12 protein-coding genes are annotated in these 17,386 nt (G+C 58.4%); 8 read left to right on the top strand and 4 right to left on the bottom strand.

The features are described from left to right. Positions 1–4 precede the first annotated feature (4 nt). Positions 5–2,866 (top strand): two-component system sensor histidine kinase RcsC, encoded by a 2,862-nt coding sequence (gene rcsC / locus RZ35_RS07945; RefSeq protein WP_026742821.1) that lies wholly within the window; start codon positions 5–7, stop codon positions 2,864–2,866. Positions 2,867–2,986: 120 nt separating this feature from the next. On the opposite strand, the gene rcsB is transcribed toward rcsC, so the two are convergent. The 3 genes from rcsB to RZ35_RS07930 all read right to left on the bottom strand — a co-directional run bounded on the left by rcsB (position 2,987) and on the right by RZ35_RS07930 (position 7,500). Then, a complete protein-coding gene (rcsB, locus tag RZ35_RS07940) occupies positions 2,987–3,637 on the bottom strand; it encodes a response regulator transcription factor RcsB (protein ID WP_026738877.1) in 651 nt (216 codons plus the stop codon). 6 nt (positions 3,638–3,643) lie between these two features. Continuing rightward, positions 3,644–6,313: a phosphotransferase RcsD gene (gene rcsD / locus RZ35_RS07935; protein WP_026742820.1), complete on the bottom strand. Its 2,670-nt coding sequence runs from the start codon at positions 6,311–6,313 to the stop codon at positions 3,644–3,646. Positions 6,314–6,318: 5 nt separating this feature from the next. Continuing rightward, positions 6,319–7,500, bottom strand: coding sequence for an MFS transporter (locus tag RZ35_RS07930; RefSeq protein ID WP_036152967.1), 1,182 nt, complete (start codon positions 7,498–7,500; stop codon positions 6,319–6,321). 280 nt (positions 7,501–7,780) lie between these two features. Here RZ35_RS07930 and menF point away from each other — a divergent pair, with 280 nt between their 5' ends. The 6 genes from menF to menE all read left to right on the top strand — a co-directional run bounded on the left by menF (position 7,781) and on the right by menE (position 14,864). Then, the gene (menF, locus tag RZ35_RS07925; protein ID WP_026742818.1) at positions 7,781–9,106 is read left to right on the top strand and encodes an isochorismate synthase MenF; all 1,326 of its coding nucleotides are present in this window, start codon (positions 7,781–7,783) and stop codon (positions 9,104–9,106) included. A 107-nt stretch (positions 9,107–9,213) separates the two neighbouring features. After that, positions 9,214–10,896: a 2-succinyl-5-enolpyruvyl-6-hydroxy-3-cyclohexene-1-carboxylic-acid synthase gene (menD, locus tag RZ35_RS07920; protein ID WP_026742817.1), complete on the top strand. Its 1,683-nt coding sequence runs from the start codon at positions 9,214–9,216 to the stop codon at positions 10,894–10,896. Next, on the top strand, positions 10,896–11,666 hold the full coding sequence (gene menH, locus RZ35_RS07915) for a 2-succinyl-6-hydroxy-2,4-cyclohexadiene-1-carboxylate synthase (protein ID WP_026742816.1): 771 nt from the start codon (positions 10,896–10,898) through the stop codon (positions 11,664–11,666). Before menD ends, menH begins: the two co-directional genes overlap by 1 nt. Positions 11,667–11,671: 5 nt before the next feature. Then, on the top strand, positions 11,672–12,529 hold the full coding sequence (gene menB, locus RZ35_RS07910; RefSeq protein WP_026738883.1) for a 1,4-dihydroxy-2-naphthoyl-CoA synthase: 858 nt from the start codon (positions 11,672–11,674) through the stop codon (positions 12,527–12,529). Next, positions 12,529–13,497, top strand: coding sequence for an o-succinylbenzoate synthase (menC, locus tag RZ35_RS07905; protein ID WP_026742815.1), 969 nt, complete (start codon positions 12,529–12,531; stop codon positions 13,495–13,497). Before menB ends, menC begins: the two co-directional genes overlap by 1 nt. Next, on the top strand, positions 13,485–14,864 hold the full coding sequence (gene menE, locus RZ35_RS07900; protein WP_026742814.1) for an o-succinylbenzoate--CoA ligase: 1,380 nt from the start codon (positions 13,485–13,487) through the stop codon (positions 14,862–14,864). Before menC ends, menE begins: the two co-directional genes overlap by 13 nt. 54 nt (positions 14,865–14,918) lie before the next feature. Here menE and katA read toward each other — a convergent pair whose 3' ends face one another. Next, a complete protein-coding gene (katA, locus tag RZ35_RS07895; RefSeq protein WP_026742813.1) occupies positions 14,919–16,358 on the bottom strand; it encodes a catalase KatA in 1,440 nt (479 codons plus the stop codon). 276 nt (positions 16,359–16,634) lie between these two features. On the opposite strand from katA, the gene RZ35_RS07890 reads away from it, so the two are divergent. After that, complete coding sequence (locus RZ35_RS07890) at positions 16,635–17,174, top strand: YfaZ family outer membrane protein (RefSeq protein ID WP_026742812.1); 540 nt, start codon at positions 16,635–16,637, stop codon at positions 17,172–17,174. Positions 17,175–17,386 lie beyond the last annotated feature (212 nt).

The following is a 17,386-nucleotide window of genomic DNA, read 5'->3' as shown; positions in this document are numbered from 1 at the left end:
TCCCTTGAAATTTGTAGCTTCATTTCAGACCACACTGAAATTCTCCCGGTATCTGTTCCGGGCGCTGGCTTTGGCGCTATGGCTCCTGGGGGCATTGATCTCCCTGTTTTATCTGAGTAAGGCGCTGAACGAACGCGAGTCGCAACTGAGGCACCTGTTAACCCTGAATGCCGACCAGTCTTTGGGATATATGCGTCGCGCTACCGATGTGGCGCGCGAGTTGAAATACATGGCGACCAACCGGCTGAGCGTAACCAATTCCGGCCGGGAGCATCTTACCGAGGTGCAGGAGAAAGCCTATTCGATTTACGGTATGTCGTCGTCAGTCAATTGCACTGCGGAGTATGAGAAGAATCCCGCCCAGCTGACGCCCCTCATCCGTTTCTTTGAGCAGTGGCACCGCGATTTTTCTTCCGTCTACGACCTGAACCGTATTTTCTTTGTCGATCGACGCCAGCAGTGTCTGGTGGATTTCGGCATTCGTAACCAGTCGCTGGATAGCGAGAGTCTGGTGAGAAACGTGCAGGAGCGCCTGCAGGGGCAGCGTAACAGCACACTGTCGACCCGTCGCGACGACAGCCTGTTCTGGGTTAGCTCTGGCCTGACGTCCGAATCCGGCTATTTCTATGCGCTGATGCCGATCTATGTGGAGAACCAGCTGGTGGCGGTAATGGGTATTGAACAGCCCATACGTCTCGATGATTTTATGCTGAGCAGCGATCTGCCGTTCAGCGTTAAACTGCTCGACCAAAACAATCGCACGCTGATGCAGTTCAGCGATGCGGCGCGCAATAACATCAATGGACCATACCCGGACGTCAGCGCCTATTTCGGGTACATCAATAACTACAACGCCCTGATTTTAAAAAAGGCGTTACAGCCGACCACGCTGAGCGTCGTGTACGCGTTGCCGCTGGAAGTCATTCTGGCGGCGCTCAACTCTCTCATCATGAACATGGCGTTGCTGAATCTGCTGTCCGCCATCACGCTGTTTGTGATTACCCGCGTGCTGGAGCGGCGCATGTTTTTGCCCGCGGAACGAAACGCGTTTCAGTTGGAGGAGAACGAACAGTTCAACCGCAAGATCGTGGCCTCCGCGCCAGTCGGGATCTGTATCCTGCGTATCAGCGACGGCGCCAATATTCTGAGTAACGAGCTGGCCCACAACTATCTCAGCCTGCTGACCTACGAAGACCGTATTCGCGTGACCAAGATTATCTGCGAACAGCAGTCCAAATCCGTGGATGTTCTGACCAGTCGTAACCATCACCTGCAAATCAGCTTTGTGCATTCACGCTATCGCAACGAGAACGTAGCGATCTGCGTTCTGCTGGACGTCAGCGCGCGCGTCAGAATGGAAGAGTCTCTACAGGAAATGGCGAACGCGGCTGAACAGGCCAGCCAGTCCAAATCCATGTTCCTGGCGACGGTCAGCCATGAACTGCGCACGCCTTTGTACGGCATTATCGGCAACCTGGATTTGCTGCAGACGAAGACGCTGCCGAAAGACGCTAACCGGCTGGTGACGGCCATGCACAATTCGTCTGAGCTGCTGTTGAAAATCATCAGCGATATCCTCGACTTCTCCAAAATCGAGTCCGAGCAGCTGAAAATTGAAAACTGTCAGTTTATCCCGCGTGAAGTAATCAGCCACGTAGTGAGCAACTACCTGCCGCTGGTGGTCAAGAAGCACTTGACGCTCTATTGCTTTATCGAACCCAAAGTGCCTTTAAGCCTTTCGGGCGATCCCGTACGCTTGCAGCAGGTGCTGTCCAACTTGCTGAGCAATGCGATCAAGTTTACCGACACCGGCTGCATCGTCTTTCAGGTGCGCTGTCGCGACGGGTATATCGAGTTTCTGGTGCGGGATACCGGTGTGGGGATCAATACGCGCGAAGTGATGAAACTATTCGATCCCTTCTTCCAGGCGGGAACCGGCGTGCAGCGGCATTTTCAGGGCACCGGTCTGGGGCTGGCGATTTGTGAAAAGCTGGTCAATCTGATGGACGGAGACATTACGATCGAGTCGGCGCCGGGGCTGGGCAGCCAGTTCGGCATTCGCATTCCACTGTATCAGGCCCAGTATCCGCTGACGGTGATTAATCCGCTATTACAGGGGAAAAACGCCTGGCTGCGCATTCGCAACGCCTATATGGGAAATTACCTGCGTGCGTTCCTGCAGGAACATGGCCTGAATGTGCAGGACTATAGCGGGCAGGCCGTGGCGGCCGATGAGATTGTCATCAGCGACTATCCGTTGAGACAGAACCTGGGGGCGCGGGCGCACATTTTGATCAGCGGTTCGCATACGGGCTCGGCGCAGGAAGTGTCGCCGGGATGCTGGGAGCACAGTACCTCAGCGCCGCAGGATCTGCCGCTGCTGCTGCAACGCATTTATCGTGGCAAAGACGCGCTGCCGGTGCCGACGTCCGCCGCTCCGGCGTCGGCAAGCTATAGCTGCGACAATGACGATATCCACATTTTGGTCGTGGATGATCACCCGATTAACCGACGTCTGCTGGCGGACCAGTTGGGATCGCTGGGGTATGAGGTGGTTACGGCCAACGATGGGTTGGATGCTCTCGACCTGCTGAGTAAACATAAGGTCGATATCGTGCTGACCGACGTCAACATGCCGAATCTGGATGGGTATGGTTTCACTCGACGGATGCGGCAGATGGGATTGACGCTGCCGGTGATCGGCGTGACCGCCANCGCGTTGGCGGAAGAACGGCAGCGCTGTTTAGAAGCCGGTATGGATAATTGCCTGTCGAAACCGGTCACGCTGGATACGCTGCAACAGTCTCTGGCGTATTACGCCAATCTGGTGCGCCAGAGTAACGCCGAACAGTCCAAGGAGAGCTGACAGACGTCCTCGCCGCGTGCAAGTCTGGCTCGCGATGAGAAAAGGGAAGGGAAACGAAAAAAGGCTCTGAGGAGAGCCTGAGCGTTGAGTGCCCGCCGAGGTCATCGGCGGGAGAAGGCTTTACTCTTTTTCTGTCGACGCCACGCCGACGGAGGAGAGGTAGTTCAGCAACGCGATATCGTTATCGACGCCAAGTTTGGTCATGGCCGATTTTTTCTGGCTGCTGATGGTCTTGATGCTGCGGTTAAGCTTTCTGGCAATCTCTGTCACCAGGAAACCTTCCGCGAACAAACGCAGCACTTCGCTTTCCTTCGGCGACAGGCGTTTGTCGCCGTAGCCGCTGGCGCTGATTTTTTCCAACACCTTGCTCACGCTTTCCGGCGTGAATTTCTTGCCTTTCTGCAGCGCGGCCAGAGCCTTGGGCAGATCTGTCGGCGCGCCTTGTTTGAGTACGATCCCTTCGATGTCCAGCTCCAGCACGGCGCTAAGAATCGCTGGGTTGTTGTTCATGGTCAGAACAATAATTGACAGCTGCGGAAAGTGACGCTTGATATATTTGATCAGCGTTATTCCGTCGCCGTATTTATCCCCTGGCATGGATAAATCAGTAATAAGAACGTTGGCGTTGAGCTTTGGTAAATTATTGATTAATGCTGTTGAGTCTTCAAATTCCCCAACGACGTTCACCCACTCGATTTGCTCTAGCGATTTTCTGATGCCGAAAAGAACAATCGGATGGTCGTCTGCAATAATTACATTAATGTTGTTCATTGTTGTTTACTCATATTGTTGGCCACCTTGCTGTAGTAATGCACTGACAAAACGTTCAATCTGTTGAAGGTTATTCTTTATCTGCACACTATCCTGCGAGGTTATTAGTTGTTCCAGGACTTCACACAATTGTTTGCCCGGATGCAGATTCAGCATGGCAAACACGCCTTTGAGCCGGTGGGCTGTCTGAGCCAGTGACACAAAATCGCCACCTTGGATTTCAGTATACAGCCTGTTCATATCCTCCGGTACTGTCTCTACGAACAGTGAAAAGTAATCGCTGCTGCGCAATTGGCGAGCGTAAAAACCGATGTCGTCATCCGTTGCCGGACGGCTGTCGTCGGTGGACGTTTCCAACTGCTGTTCGATCAGCTTTAGCAGAGCATCCAGCATCAGTTGGCTGATGTTGTAGCTGGTCCGCAGCCGCCGTTTGCCCAGAGAAACGCATTGAGTGTCTTCTCCGGTCACCAACAGCGTGTCGTCTGCGACTTTTCCTGCGTTATCCGTAATCGTGAGGTCCGCTTCCTGATTAATCAGACGTTCGTCATAAATGACGAATTCCGCCCCCCACTGGCTGACCATGCGGCTAACCATCTGCCGTACTTCATCCGTGGTGATATCCAGTAACACTGTAATACCATCCAGCAGCTTTTCCTCTTCCTCCTCCGGAAGCTCGACGGGGTCCATTTTCAGCGTCAGCGTATATTGCGTACCTAAATCCGGCAGTCGATTGATTTGCAATTGACCACCCAGTTTGTGGCAAAGCTGCTGACATAAAAATAAGGTTAATCCGGAATTTTGGCTGAATCGATCAGAAAGCGCCGGAGCGGCGAACGGATGCCGTACATTATCGAGTTCTTCGACGGAAACATCCGTACCCGTATCGTTAATTTGTATGACTAATTGTCCCGAAGACTTTTCAGGCTGTTGCAGCGTCAGCGTAATTTTGCCGTAGTCCGTATTCGTAACGGTATAATCCATTAATAATGAAAGCGTTTTCTTTAATAATTCACCGTCGCCGAGATAGGTTTGTCGAATATCCAGCTGATAATGATTAAACAGGCTGATTCCTTTTTGCTGTATGCGCGGCAATAACGTCAGCAGTAAATCGTCGACGAGCGCAAGCGGNGAAAAAGGCGCGTGCGCCACTTCCCATTCGTCTGTTTCCAACTGAGCCTGTAGAGCGATATTTTCCATCAGTCTCAGGGCGCAAGCGGCCTCGCTAATCAGCAGGTGCAGCGACTCCTGCCGTTCGTCCTGCGTCTGCTCGTTGCGCAGCGACAGCGCCAGCTGATGTACGGCATTGAGCGGTTGTTTGAACTCCTGGCTCAGGTTGTGGAACAACTGCTTACGCACGGCGATGTTCTTTTCAAACTCCTGCTGCGCCAGCTGGAGTTTCTTGTTGATGACGATTTCCTGCTCTTGTTCGCGTAGTAAGAACAGGCAGTAGTCCGGCGCGAACAGGCTGTAGAACAGCCTAACTTCATACATCTCATTATCGACGGTGGCCTGAATCACGCCCTGATGTTCTTCCGCCAGCGTCGCAATTTTTTTCAGGCTGAGGTGCGGATACAGTCGTTCCGCCAGTGCGTTCGCCACCACCACTTTATTGGCGCTGAAGTCATAGACCAGCACGCCCACCGGCAGGTGGCCGATAATTTCGGTGTACATGTTCTGCTGTTTCTTCAAACGATACGACAGGTCTTCACGGGGACGGGAAAAGTGGCGTCGAAAAGCGTAAAAGCCCATTAGCGCGATGAGCAGCAGCGTCAGATTGAGCAATATCATCCAGATATTGGTGCGCAGCATGTCGGTGATCAGACGGTCCAGCGGGATGCTGTACACCATTTTCAGCGGCGCGTTGGTCAATTGAGCGGACACTTCCACCATGGTACCTTCCAGGCGGATGTCGGTCGGCGTTTCGTTTTCGGTGCCGGTTTCCATACTCATCGGCAGCGTTTGCTGACGCAGCATGAGATTTTCCCGCTCCATGTTGCGCGGGATTAAATCATTGATTGACAGGTCGAAGGCAATCACCGTCGCGAGATGCCCCGGCTGGTTGAAAGTCGTGCGCAGGGTGAAATAGTAGTTGTTATAAAAACGCAGCTTGCGCAAGGGCGAGAAGCTTTCACGTTCGTCCAGCGCGTTCGCCTGTTGCAGCATTTCCGCCTTGCGGGCTTCAATCAGCGCAGAGATATAGCTGCCGCGAAACTGGGAAGAGACGTCCTTCAGCGGTTGGGTGGAGACCATCGTCAGGCTGTTATCGTTGCCGTTGAGATAGTACATCGAAAACACGTCGGTCTTCGCGCCCCATAGAATGTCCAGATACTGCGAAATTTTGTGCATGGAGTAGAGCGTACTCTTCTCGTGCTGGCCGAAAATCAGCGTATCGGTTTTCTGACCGCGCTGCTCGACGTAAAACACGTTGGGCACCAGCGTAATGACGTTTACCGCGCCTTCGGACGGGAGCGGGGCGTCCACGAGCAGATTTTTATAAATCTGGTCTGTGAAGAAACGATAAGTGTCGATTCGCTTCTGCATGCTTTCAGCGATGTCGGTCAGAGCATACTTCTTCTCCGTCATCCAGCCATTGATATAGTTGTAGCTGAACGCCCCGAACACCAGCAGTAACAGTAAAACAAACAGAGAAAAATAACGCATGATGATGGCGGGCATGTCAATCAATCTCCAGACGAACGGATGATGGCGCGAGAGCTGGCGCAGACCGCCAGCAACAGCATAACGATAACGCCCAGCGCCAGCGACAGGCTGCTGATCTGAGCAACAAATCCTAACAGCGTCGGACCAAGCAGAGAACCGGCATAGCCCATCGTCGTGATGGACGCCAGAGCCAGATGCGGCGGCATAATCGTTTGATTACCGGCGGTGGTGAACAGGATAGGCACCACGTTGGCCGCGCCGAGACCGACTAACGCAAAGCCGACGATGGCGGTGATAGGATTATCGATGGTAATCGTGAGCAGCAGTCCCGCGGCGGCGCACAGGCTTCCGCCAGCGATGACGGCAAAGCGGCCAAGACGGTTGACCACCCGATCGCCGTAGAGCCGCCCCAGCGTCATCGTAATGGAAAAGGCGGCGAAGCCGATGCCGGCCTGACGCGCATCGACGCCGCGAAATACAGTCAGGTACAGCGCTCCCCAGTCCAGGACTGCGCCCTCAGCCAAAAACATGATGAAGCACAAAATACCGATGAACAGCACCCATCCTCGCGGTATCGCCAGCAAAGGCCCCCCGTTGGCGCGCGACGTGGCGCGCACCATATGACGCTGCGACCAAAACAGCAGGAGCCAGATCAACAATGCCATCGCCAACGTCGCCAGCAGGGGTGACAGTCCCAGCCATAGCAGCAGGCTGACGCAGCCTGCGCCGATGATCCCACCAATGCTGTAAAAGCCGTGAAAGCTGGACATCAAGGCCCGTTGACTGGCGCGCTCCACTTCGACGGCCTGGACATTAATGGCGACATCCATCAATCCCAGCATCGCGCCCAGCAAACCCAGAATCAACGCCATCAACGGAAACGTTTCAGGCATCGTCAACAACGGCAGCAGCATGCACAGCAGGGAGCCGGAGGCAAAAATGACCCGTCGGCAGCTAAAACGAGCCGTCAAAAATCCGGCCATCGGCATGGAGATTAGCGAGCCGATGCCAATGCACAGCAGCAGCACGCCGAGCGTGGCGTCGTTGATATGCAACCGATGTTTGGTGTAAGGCACCAGCGGCGCCCAACAGGATATGGCCGTGCCGGAGATCAAAAAACCGACGCGTGTGGCGGCCTGTACGGCTTTATCCGTCAGGGGAGAGTCGAGGGAAATGGGGTTGGTGCCGACGGTTGAACGCATGAGAGACAGAGACCACGTCTGGAATCAGAAATATGGGGTACTTTTACCATAACTCGGGGCTTTTATCGAAAGGGGATCTGCTTTTCCTCGCCGGAACAACATTTTTTTAGGCGGCGCTCATTCGCCTAAAGGGAGCCAATGGCCGCCCGCCTCCAGGGGATACACGGACGGAGAATACGGCCATTCAGGGAACAATCTTAACCCAAAAGTCCCCTGGCGTTTTTTTTCCAGAGGCGCGCCCGTATAATCCCACACTTTCATTTAGGATACCGGGGGCGACGTGAAGCAACTTTCAGGCCTGTTGCAACGTATGGAACAGGCGCTCGGTGCATCGCTGCCAGATGACGCGGGCTTTCGCACTTTCACGCTGTCGGCGGAAAGAGGGGGAGATACAGCGTTGACGGCTTGGCTGGCCGCTCAGACGTTGTATCCGCAGTTTTACTGGCAGCATCGGCGAGATCCGGAAGAGGCCGCCGCATGCGGCGCTGTATGTACCTTTGCTTCCGCTTCTGAAGCTGAAGCCTTTCTGCACCGCGAGGATCTCGACGATGACGTGCGGCTGTGGGGGCTGAACGCCTTCGGTTATCCTACGCTGGCACAGGCGGAGCCTCTCGACGGCTNCCTGTTTTTACCGCGGATCACGCTGTTGCGTGAGAGCGAACGAGTCGTGCTGCGAGTCAATCTTTTCAGCGCCGTCTCGCTGCGTCAGGATGCTGAAAACGCGTTGAAGGCACTGCGTCAGCTGGCAACGGCGCATCCGTTGCCGCCGTTAGCGGCGACCGTCAGGCTCACGGCGCACCATCCCGAAAAAAAGCAATGGACCGACCTTATCGCGCAGACGTTGACGGAGATTGAAGCCGGCGCTTTAAAAAAGGTGGTGTTGGCGAGGACGACCCGTTTGACGCTCGATCGTCCGCTGGCGGCGGTCCCCCTGATGGCGGCCAGCCGTGCGGCCAATCATGACTGCTACCATTTCATGCTGGCTTTCACGCCGGAGCGCGCCTTTCTGGGTTCCAGCCCCGAGCGACTCTACCGCCGGGAGGGAAACCGTCTGGAGACCGAAGCCTTGGCCGGTACCGTCGTCAACGATCTCGACGATCGGCGTGCCGACGAGCTGGCGCAGTGGCTCATGCGGGACGTCAAGAATCAAAATGAGAACCAGCTGGTGGTGGACGATATCCGCCAGCGTCTGTCTCAGGCCGCGACGGCGTTGGAAGTTTTGCCGCTGGAAATTATCCGTTTGCGCAAGGTGCAGCATCTGCGTCGGGCGATCCGCGCGGAACTGTTCGAGGCTAAAGACCGTGCTTGTTTGCAGCTGTTACAGCCTACGGCGGCGGTGGCGGGGCTGCCTCGCGCCGCCGCCCGAGACTATCTGGCCTGCTATGAACCGTTCGATCGCGGCTGGTACGCCGGGTCCGCCGGTTACCTGTCGCGTCAAGTGTCGGAGTTTTGCGTTTCTCTGCGTTCAGCGGATGTCGAAGGGGATTGCCTGACGCTATATGCCGGCGCGGGAATTGTCGCCGGCTCGGATCCACAGCAAGAGTGGCAGGAGCTGGAAACCAAGGCGGCGGGCCTCAAATCGCTGCTGGACGGCGACAAGTCATAGTTTTGTTTTATGTTTGTTGTGCCTGCTAAGGGTTTACATCAAAGTTGGCGAAATAAAACAAAATATAATTATTGCTACAGCCCGCAACCAGAGTTGTTGAGTCGACCATGTCCACGAATGTATTTAATCGCCGCTGGGCGGCAGTTCTGCTGGAAACGCTAACCCGGCATGGCGTAGGCCATGTCTGCATCGCGCCCGGTTCTCGCTCGACGCCGCTCACGCTCGCGGCGGCAGAGCACCCGGCGTTCNCCTGCCATACCCACTTCGATGAACGCGGGCTGGGGCATCTGGCGTTGGGGCTGGCAAAGGCCAGCGGACAGGCGGTTGCGGTGATCGTGACGTCGGGAACGGCGGCGGCGAACCTGTATCCGGCAATCATCGAAGCCGGTCTGACCGGTGAAAAGCTGGTGGTGCTGACGGCCGACCGGCCGCCGGAGCTGATCGATTGCGGCGCGAATCAGTCTATCCGCCAACCCGGCATGTTCGCCTCTCATCCCACGCATACGCTGGCGCTTCCCCGACCGACCCCGGATATCCCGGCGAGCTGGCTGGTGTCCGCCGTTGACGATGTCGTAGGGCGGTTGACGCACGGCGCGTTGCATATCAATTGTCCTTTCGCCGAGCCGTTATACGGCGCGGACGACCCCGAGGCCTATCAAGTCTGGTTACAGGCGCTGGGCGCGTGGTGGCATGAATCGTCGCCTTGGCTACGAGCGGATGAATCTGCGTCGCACTGCGCCGCGCAGCCCGACTGGTCGGCCTGGCGTCGAAAACGTGGCGTGGTCATCGCCGGTCGCGTACCGCCCGAGAGCGGGGAGGCCATCGCCCGCTGGGCTGAACAACTGGGCTGGCCATTGCTTGGCGATGTACTCTCCCAAACTGGTCAGCCGTTGCCCCATGCGGATCTGTGGCTGGCGCATCCCGAGGCTGATTGTCTGCTGCAGGCCGAGATTGTCATCCAGTTCGGCGCCGGCTTGACCGGTAAGCGGCTCTTGCAGTGGCAGGCGGCCATTCAGCCGCAGGAGTACTGGCTAGTGGACGCTCTGCCCGGCCGTCTGGACCCGGCCTATCATCGCGGGCGTCGGCTGACCGCGCCTATCGCCGACTGGCTGGCTGCGCATCCTCCGGAGGCCGAGCCGCCCCAACCGTGGGCGGACACCTTGCCTGGGTGTGTTGAACGTATCGGCGCGCAGGTCGCCGCACGACTGGAGGAAGGGTTTGGCGAAGCGCAGCTGGCGCATCGCCTGCCTGCGCTGTTGCCGGAAGGGGGACAGCTTTTTCTGGGCAACAGTCTGACTATCCGTCTGGTGGATGCGTTGGCCCAGCTGCCTGCGGGCTNCCCGGTTTACGCCAATCGTGGCGCTAGCGGCATCGACGGTCTGGTGTCCACGCTGGCGGGCGTGCAACGCGCTAACGGCCGTCCCATGCTGGCGGTCATCGGCGATCTGTCCGCGCTCTATGACGTCAACGCGCTGGCGCTCCTGCGCCACCCTCCCGCGCCTCTGGTGTTGATCGTCGTCAATAACAACGGCGGCCAGATATTCTCTTTATTGCCGACGTCCGAGCAGGCGCGGGAAACGTTCTACTGTATGCCGCAGCAGGTGGAATTCAGTCATGCCGCCGGGCTGTTCGGCCTGCGCTACGCCCGAGCGACGAATTGGCGCGAAGTGGTCGATGCCGCATCCGACGGGTTTAAACAGCCGGCGGCGACGCTGCTGGAAGTGGCGGTGTCGCCGAAAGCGGGCGCTGAGTGTCTGCAACAGCTTCTGGCCGAGGGGGTGACATGGTGATGCATGCGCGCTGTATTCATCAGGGCAAGTCGGGACAGCCGTGGCTGGTGTTACTCCACGGTCTGTTGGGCAGCGGCGAAGACTGGCGGCCCCTCCTTCCTTTTCTGAGCGATCGCCCTGTGTTGCTGGTGGATCTGCCGGGCCACGGCGACGCCCGTCATCAGCCCGCCGAGGGTTTTGAGGATGTCAGCCGTCAGCTCACCGCGCTGCTGGCGGAGAAGGGCGTGAGCGACTACTGGCTGCTGGGCTATTCGCTCGGCGGTCGTCTCGCCATGTTCCATGCTTGTCACGGCGAGACGCCGGGGCTGCGCGGTTTGCTAGTGGAAGGCGGCCATCCGGGGCTGGCGACGGCGGACGAGCGGGGGGCGCGACGGCGGCACGATGCCCGCTGGGCGCATCGCTTTGCGCATGAACCGCTGGCTCAGGTCTTGACGGACTGGTATCGGCAGCCGGTCTTCGCAGACCTGACCACCGCGCAGCGGCAGGCGTTGATACAGCGGCGCAGCCATAACGACGGCGCGGCGGTGGCCAGAATGCTGACCGCGACTTCGCTGGCGCGTCAGCCGAACCTGACCGCGTCGCTGCGACGGCTGTCGGTGCCGTTCGGCTATCTGTGCGGCGAGCGCGACACGAAATTTCAGACGTTGGCGCGGCAGGCAGCTCTGCCGCTGCTGAGCGTGGCCGACTGCGGCCATAATGCCCATCAGGCGAATCCGGCCGACTATGCGGCGCGGATCCGTTCATTAATTTCCCACCCCGTAAAGGAATAAACCCTATGCTGTATCCGAGTGAAGAACTGCTGTACGCCCCTACAGAATGGCACGACTGCAGCGGTGATTTTGTCGATATCCTCTACCACAAATCGGCTGACGGCATTGCCAAAATCACCATCAACCGTCCCCAGGTACGTAACGCCTTCCGCCCGCTCACGGTCAAGGAGATGCTTCAGGCGCTGGACAATGCGCGCCATGACGACGGCATCGGCGTGATCATCCTGACGGGCGCAGGCGACAAGGCTTTCTGCTCCGGCGGCGACCAAAAGGTCCGTGGCGACTACGGCGGCTATCAGGACGACAGCGGCGTTCATCACCTGAATGTACTCGACTTCCAGCGCCAGATCCGGACCTGTCCGAAACCGGTGGTCGCGATGGTGGCGGGTTACTCCATCGGCGGCGGTCACGTGCTGCATATGATGTGCGACCTGACCGTGGCGGCGGAAAACGCCATCTTCGGTCAGACCGGTCCGCGCGTCGGCTCCTTCGACGGCGGCTGGGGCGCCTCCTATATGGCGCGCATCGTCGGTCAGAAAAAGGCGCGCGAAATCTGGTTCCTGTGCCGCCAATACGATGCGCAGCAGGCGCTGGACATGGGGCTGGTGAATACCGTCGTCCCGCTGGCGGATCTGGAAAAAGAGACGGTGCGCTGGTGCCGCGAAATGTTGCAGAACAGCCCGATGGCGCTGCGTTGCCTGAAAGCGGCGCTTAATGCCGACTGCGACGGGCAGGCGGGGTTGCAGGAGCTGGCGGGCAACGCCACCATGCTGTTCTACATGACCGACGAAGGGCAGGAAGGACGCAATGCCTTCAATGAAAAACGTCAGCCTGACTTCAGCAAATTCCGGCGGAATCCGTAATGCGACGGGCGACGCTCTACCGTTACAGCGTTCCAATGGATGCCGGGGTGGTGCTGCGCAATCAGCGGCTCAAAACCCGCGATGGTCTGATCGTACAGCTGTGCGACGGCGAACGGGTGGGTTGGGGCGAGGTTGCCCCGCTGCCGCAGTTCAGCGTTGAAACGCTGAGTGATGCCGAGACCGCCGTCCGCAAGTCGCTGCGGCGCTGGGTGAACGGAGACGCGCTGGAAGAAACCGGCGTGCCGTCGGTCGACTTCGGCCTGAGCTTCGCCGACGCGGAGCTTTCCGGGGCGCTGCCACAGGACGCCGACTATCGTAAAGCGCCGCTGTGCAGCGGCGATCCGGATGAGTTGTTCGCGATGTTGCAGGGGTTGCCGAACCCGGTGGCGAAAGTGAAGGTCGGGCTGTACGAAGCCGTGCGGGACGGCATGATCGTCAACCTACTGCTGGATGCGCTGCCGCAGCTCTCCCTGCGTCTGGACGCGAACCGCAGCTGGACGCGGGCCAAAGCCGACGGTTTTGCGCGCTACGTCGATCCGGCCGTGCGATCCCGCATCGCCTTTTTGGAAGAACCGTGCAAAACCCGCGAGGAGTCGCGGGCGTTCGCGCGCGATACCGGCATCGCTATCGCGTGGGATGAGAGCGTGCGTGAGCCGGACTTCCGCGTGGAAGCCGAGCCGGGAGTGAGCGCCATCATCATCAAACCTACGCTGGTGGGCAGCCTGAATCGCTGTCGACAACTAGTCGCAGAGACGCATCGGGCGGGTTTGACGGCCGTCATCAGCTCCAGCATCGAATCTAGTCTTGGCCTGACGCAGCTGGCGCGACTGGCGCATTGGCTAACGCCAGACGCGATCCCCGGCTTGGATACGCTGGATCTGATGCAGGCACAGGTGTTGCGGCCCTGGCCGGACAGCCCGTTGCCGCAGCTTAACGCTGAACAGTTGGACGAACTATGGCGGTCGTGACCGACTGGCCGTGGCGACACTGGGCGCGACAGCAGCCTGACGCAACCGCGTTAATCCTCGACGATGAAGGCTGGAGCTGGCGCAAACTGGCCGACGACGTCGACACGCGCGCCAGCGCGTTTATTCGTCAGGGCGTCACGGAGGGGAGCGGCGTGGCGCTGCGCGGACGCAATAGCGGCGAGATGCTGCTGAGCTATCTTGCATTGCTACAGTGCGGCGCGCGTTTGCTGCCGCTTAATCCGCAACTGCCCGAGACACAGACGGATGTGCTGCTGCCATCGCTGGATATTCGCTTTGGGCTGTGCTTCAGCGATGCCCGTTGGCCCGACGAAATCGTCACGCTCACCGCCGGGGACGACGATGTCGCAGATACCGTACCGCGCACCCCGTGGGATCGGGAGCGACTGGCGACGATGACGCTGACTTCCGGCTCTAGCGGCCTGCCAAAAGCGGCGGTGCATACTTTCGCCGCGCATCTGGCGAGCGCGGAGGGCGTACGCGGACTCATGCCCTATGTACTGGGCGACAGCTGGTTGCTCTCCTTACCGCTGTTTCACGTCTCCGGGCAGGGCATCGTTTGGCGCTGGCTGGCGGCGGGAGCCTGTTTGGTGGTGCGGCCAGGGCGTACGCTGGATGTCGCGCTACGGGGCTGTACACATGCCTCGCTGGTGCCAACGCAGCTGTGGCGGCTGCTATCGCAGGGCGACGTGCCGACCTCGCTGACCGCGGTGCTGTTGGGCGGCGCGATGATCCCGCTGACGTTGACGCAACAGGCCGAAGCCATCGGCATTCGTTGCTGGTGCGGCTATGGGCTGACCGAGTTAGCCTCTACCGTGTGCGCCAAGCGCGCCGACGGACGCCCCGGCGTCGGTATGCCGCTCGCCGGACGGCATATCAAAGCCGTGGGAGAGGAAATCTGGCTGCGCGGCAATAGCCTGGCGGCCGGTTACTGGCGCGACGGCGCGCTGCTCCCGTTGACCGACGATCAGGGCTGGTTTCATACCCGCGATCGCGGCTGCTGGGACGGCAGCGAGTGGCGCATTATGGGGCGGTTGGATAATCAGTTTTTCAGCGGTGGCGAAGGCGTGCAGCCGGAGGATGTGGAAGCGGTTTTACTGCAGCATCCGGCGGTCGAGTTTGCCTGTGTCGTGCCGGTGGATGACGTGGAGTTCGGGCAGCGCCCGGTTGTGGTGGTGGAAACGGCGGGGGAGTGCGATCTGACGACGCTGCGTGATTGGCTCGCTCCGCAGCTGGCGGGATATCAGCGTCCCGTGGCGTTCTATCATCTGCCCGGGACGCTGAAAAACGGCGGGATAAAAATTTCCCGTCAGCAGGTCGCTGCCTGGGTGCGGCAGCAGCGCGGCTGACTCCTCTGCGGGCGGTGAGTCCGTACAAGAGACTCGCCGTCCGCAGGCGGGAAGTTAACGGCCCAGCGCTTTGGCGACACCTTCGCCGTAGGCAGGATCGACCAGGTTGAACAGCGCGATCTGACGGTCCTGAATAAACTCAGGCACCTGAGACAGCTCGCCGGCGATTCGCTGGAACATCCGCTGGTGCTCTTCTTCGCTCAGCAGCTGGAACAGCGCGCGCGGCTGGCTGAAGTAATCGTCGTCTTCGCGGTGGTTCCAGTGGTCGGCGGCGCCTTCCAGCGACAGTGGCGGCTCGCTGAAATCAGGCTGTTCCTGGAATACGTTGAAGCTGTTCGGTTCATACGTCGCGCCGTTGCCGCTGTTGCCGTCCACGCGCATCGCGCCGTCACGGTGATAGCTATGGAACGGGCAGCGCGGTTTGTTGACCGGGATCTGATGGTGGTTAACGCCCAGACGGTAACGCTCGGCATCGCCATAAGAGAACAGACGGCCCTGCAGCATTCTATCCGGTGAGAAGCTGACGCCGGGGACGACGTTCGCCGGGCTGAAGGCGGACTGTTCTACTTCGGCAAAGTAGTTTTCCGGGTTGCGGTTAAGTTCAAAATAACCGACGTCGATCAGCGGATAGTCGCCGTGCGGCCAGACTTTGGTCAGGTCGAACGGGTTGTACGGCACTTGAGAGGCTTCCGCTTCCGGCATAATCTGCACCTGCAGGTTCCAGCGCGGGAAGTCGCCGCGCTCGATGGCGTCGAACAGATCGCGCTGAGAGCTTTCACGGTCTTTACCGATCAGCTGTTCCGCTTCGTCGTCCATCAGGTTTTCGATGCCCTGCTGGCAACGGAAGTGGAACTTCACCCAGAAACGTTCGTTGTCGGCGTTGATAAAGCTGTAGGTGTGGCTACCGAAACCGTGGATGTGGCGATAGGATTTCGGCAGGCCGCGGTCGCTGAAGTCGATGGTTAACTGGTGCAGTGCTTCCGGCAATTGGGAGAATAAGTCCCATTTGTAGACCGGGTTCCGCAGGTTGGTGCGCGGATCGCGTTTCACTACGTGGTTCAGGTCCGGGAATTTCAGCGGGTCGCGCAGGTAGAACACCGGCGTGTTGTTGCCGACCAGATCCCAGTTCCCTTCTTCGGTGTAGAATTTCATGGCGAAACCACGAATATCGCGCTCGGCGTCGGCACCGCCGCGTTCACCGGCTACGGTGGAGAAGCGCAGGAACATATCGGTCTGCTTACCGACTTCAGAAAAGATTTTAGCGCGGGTGTAGCGGGTAATATCGTGGGTAACGGTGAATGTACCGTAAGCGCCGGAGCCTTTAGCGTGCATACGTCGCTCAGGGATCACTTCACGGTCAAAATGAGCCAGCTTTTCCAGGAACCAAACGTCCTGCAGCAGCATTGGGCCACGAGGGCCTGCGGTCATTACGTTGTTATTGCTGACGACCGGCGCGCCGGAGGCGGTGGTCAGCTTTTGTTTTTCATTGCTCATGTTTACTTCCTTACGGTTTGACTCGACTGGTGAGAACTATCAGTCAGAGCCGGTAAATAGGCAAATCGGCGGCGCTTATCATTGGTATCGCCAGCACTGAAAAATGCGAATTCGTCGCATTTCGTCAGATGAAACCCGCATATTTAGCCCTATTCTGGCTTCCACCGCCGCGAACATGACGTAGAATCAGTTCGATTTGATGATGTCCAAATTGACTGCGCGCCCGACAATGGGCACGAATTGATAAATTTACACTCCGATTTAAGGACGATTACGATGAAAAAATTGATGACTGCGTGCCTGGGCAGCCTTTTGCTGGCCTCGGCGGGCGCTCAAGCTATCGGCATTTCGGCGGAAGCGGGAAATGATTATGTCGGCGCCGCCGCCAGCATCGGCTTGCCATTCCCCGGCCTATCCGCCAACGCGGGGTGGGGTCACGATAATGACAACAATAACGACGCCTACAGTTTGGGGGTCGATTACGGCTTTAGCCTCGGTCGCGCCGCCGTCAATGCGGGCGTCAAAGGCGTTTATTTGCAGCCCGATCATGGTGACGACGGCTATGGTCTGGCCGTGGGCGGTGGCGTACAGTTCCCGCTGACGTCATCTTTCTCGTTGTTCGGGGAAGGCTACTATTCACCAGATGCGTTCACCAGCCATCTGGATCGTTACGTTGAAGCGAAAGGCGGCGTGCGTTGGCAGCCGCTGCGTCCGCTCTCCGTGGACGTAGGCTACCGCTACATCACGATGGGTTCATCCAACGACGACCGCAGAATCGCCGACGGTTTCTATCTGGGCGCAGGACTCAGCTTCTAACGCCTGCCACAGGGCGCGGTTTCCGCGCCTTCGCCTCTGGATCTTCAATCCCACGTTTACCCGCAGCGTCATTCCTTTATTATCTCAGTATCATAAATTGTGATGACTTCGTGCCGATGGGCGCTGTATCGCTCGTTGCCCACGGGTGAAGCCGCCTTATCGACCGAGCGGCTGACAAGGCGTGCCAAGAGCAATCAGACGATGGCCCGACG

The sequence above is a fragment of the Lonsdalea quercina subsp. quercina genome (assembly GCF_000688655.1).
GTDB lineage: Bacteria > Pseudomonadota > Gammaproteobacteria > Enterobacterales > Enterobacteriaceae > Lonsdalea > Lonsdalea quercina.
Note: the sequence above shows the minus strand (reverse complement) of the source record. Positions and strands in the feature narration are given on the sequence as shown.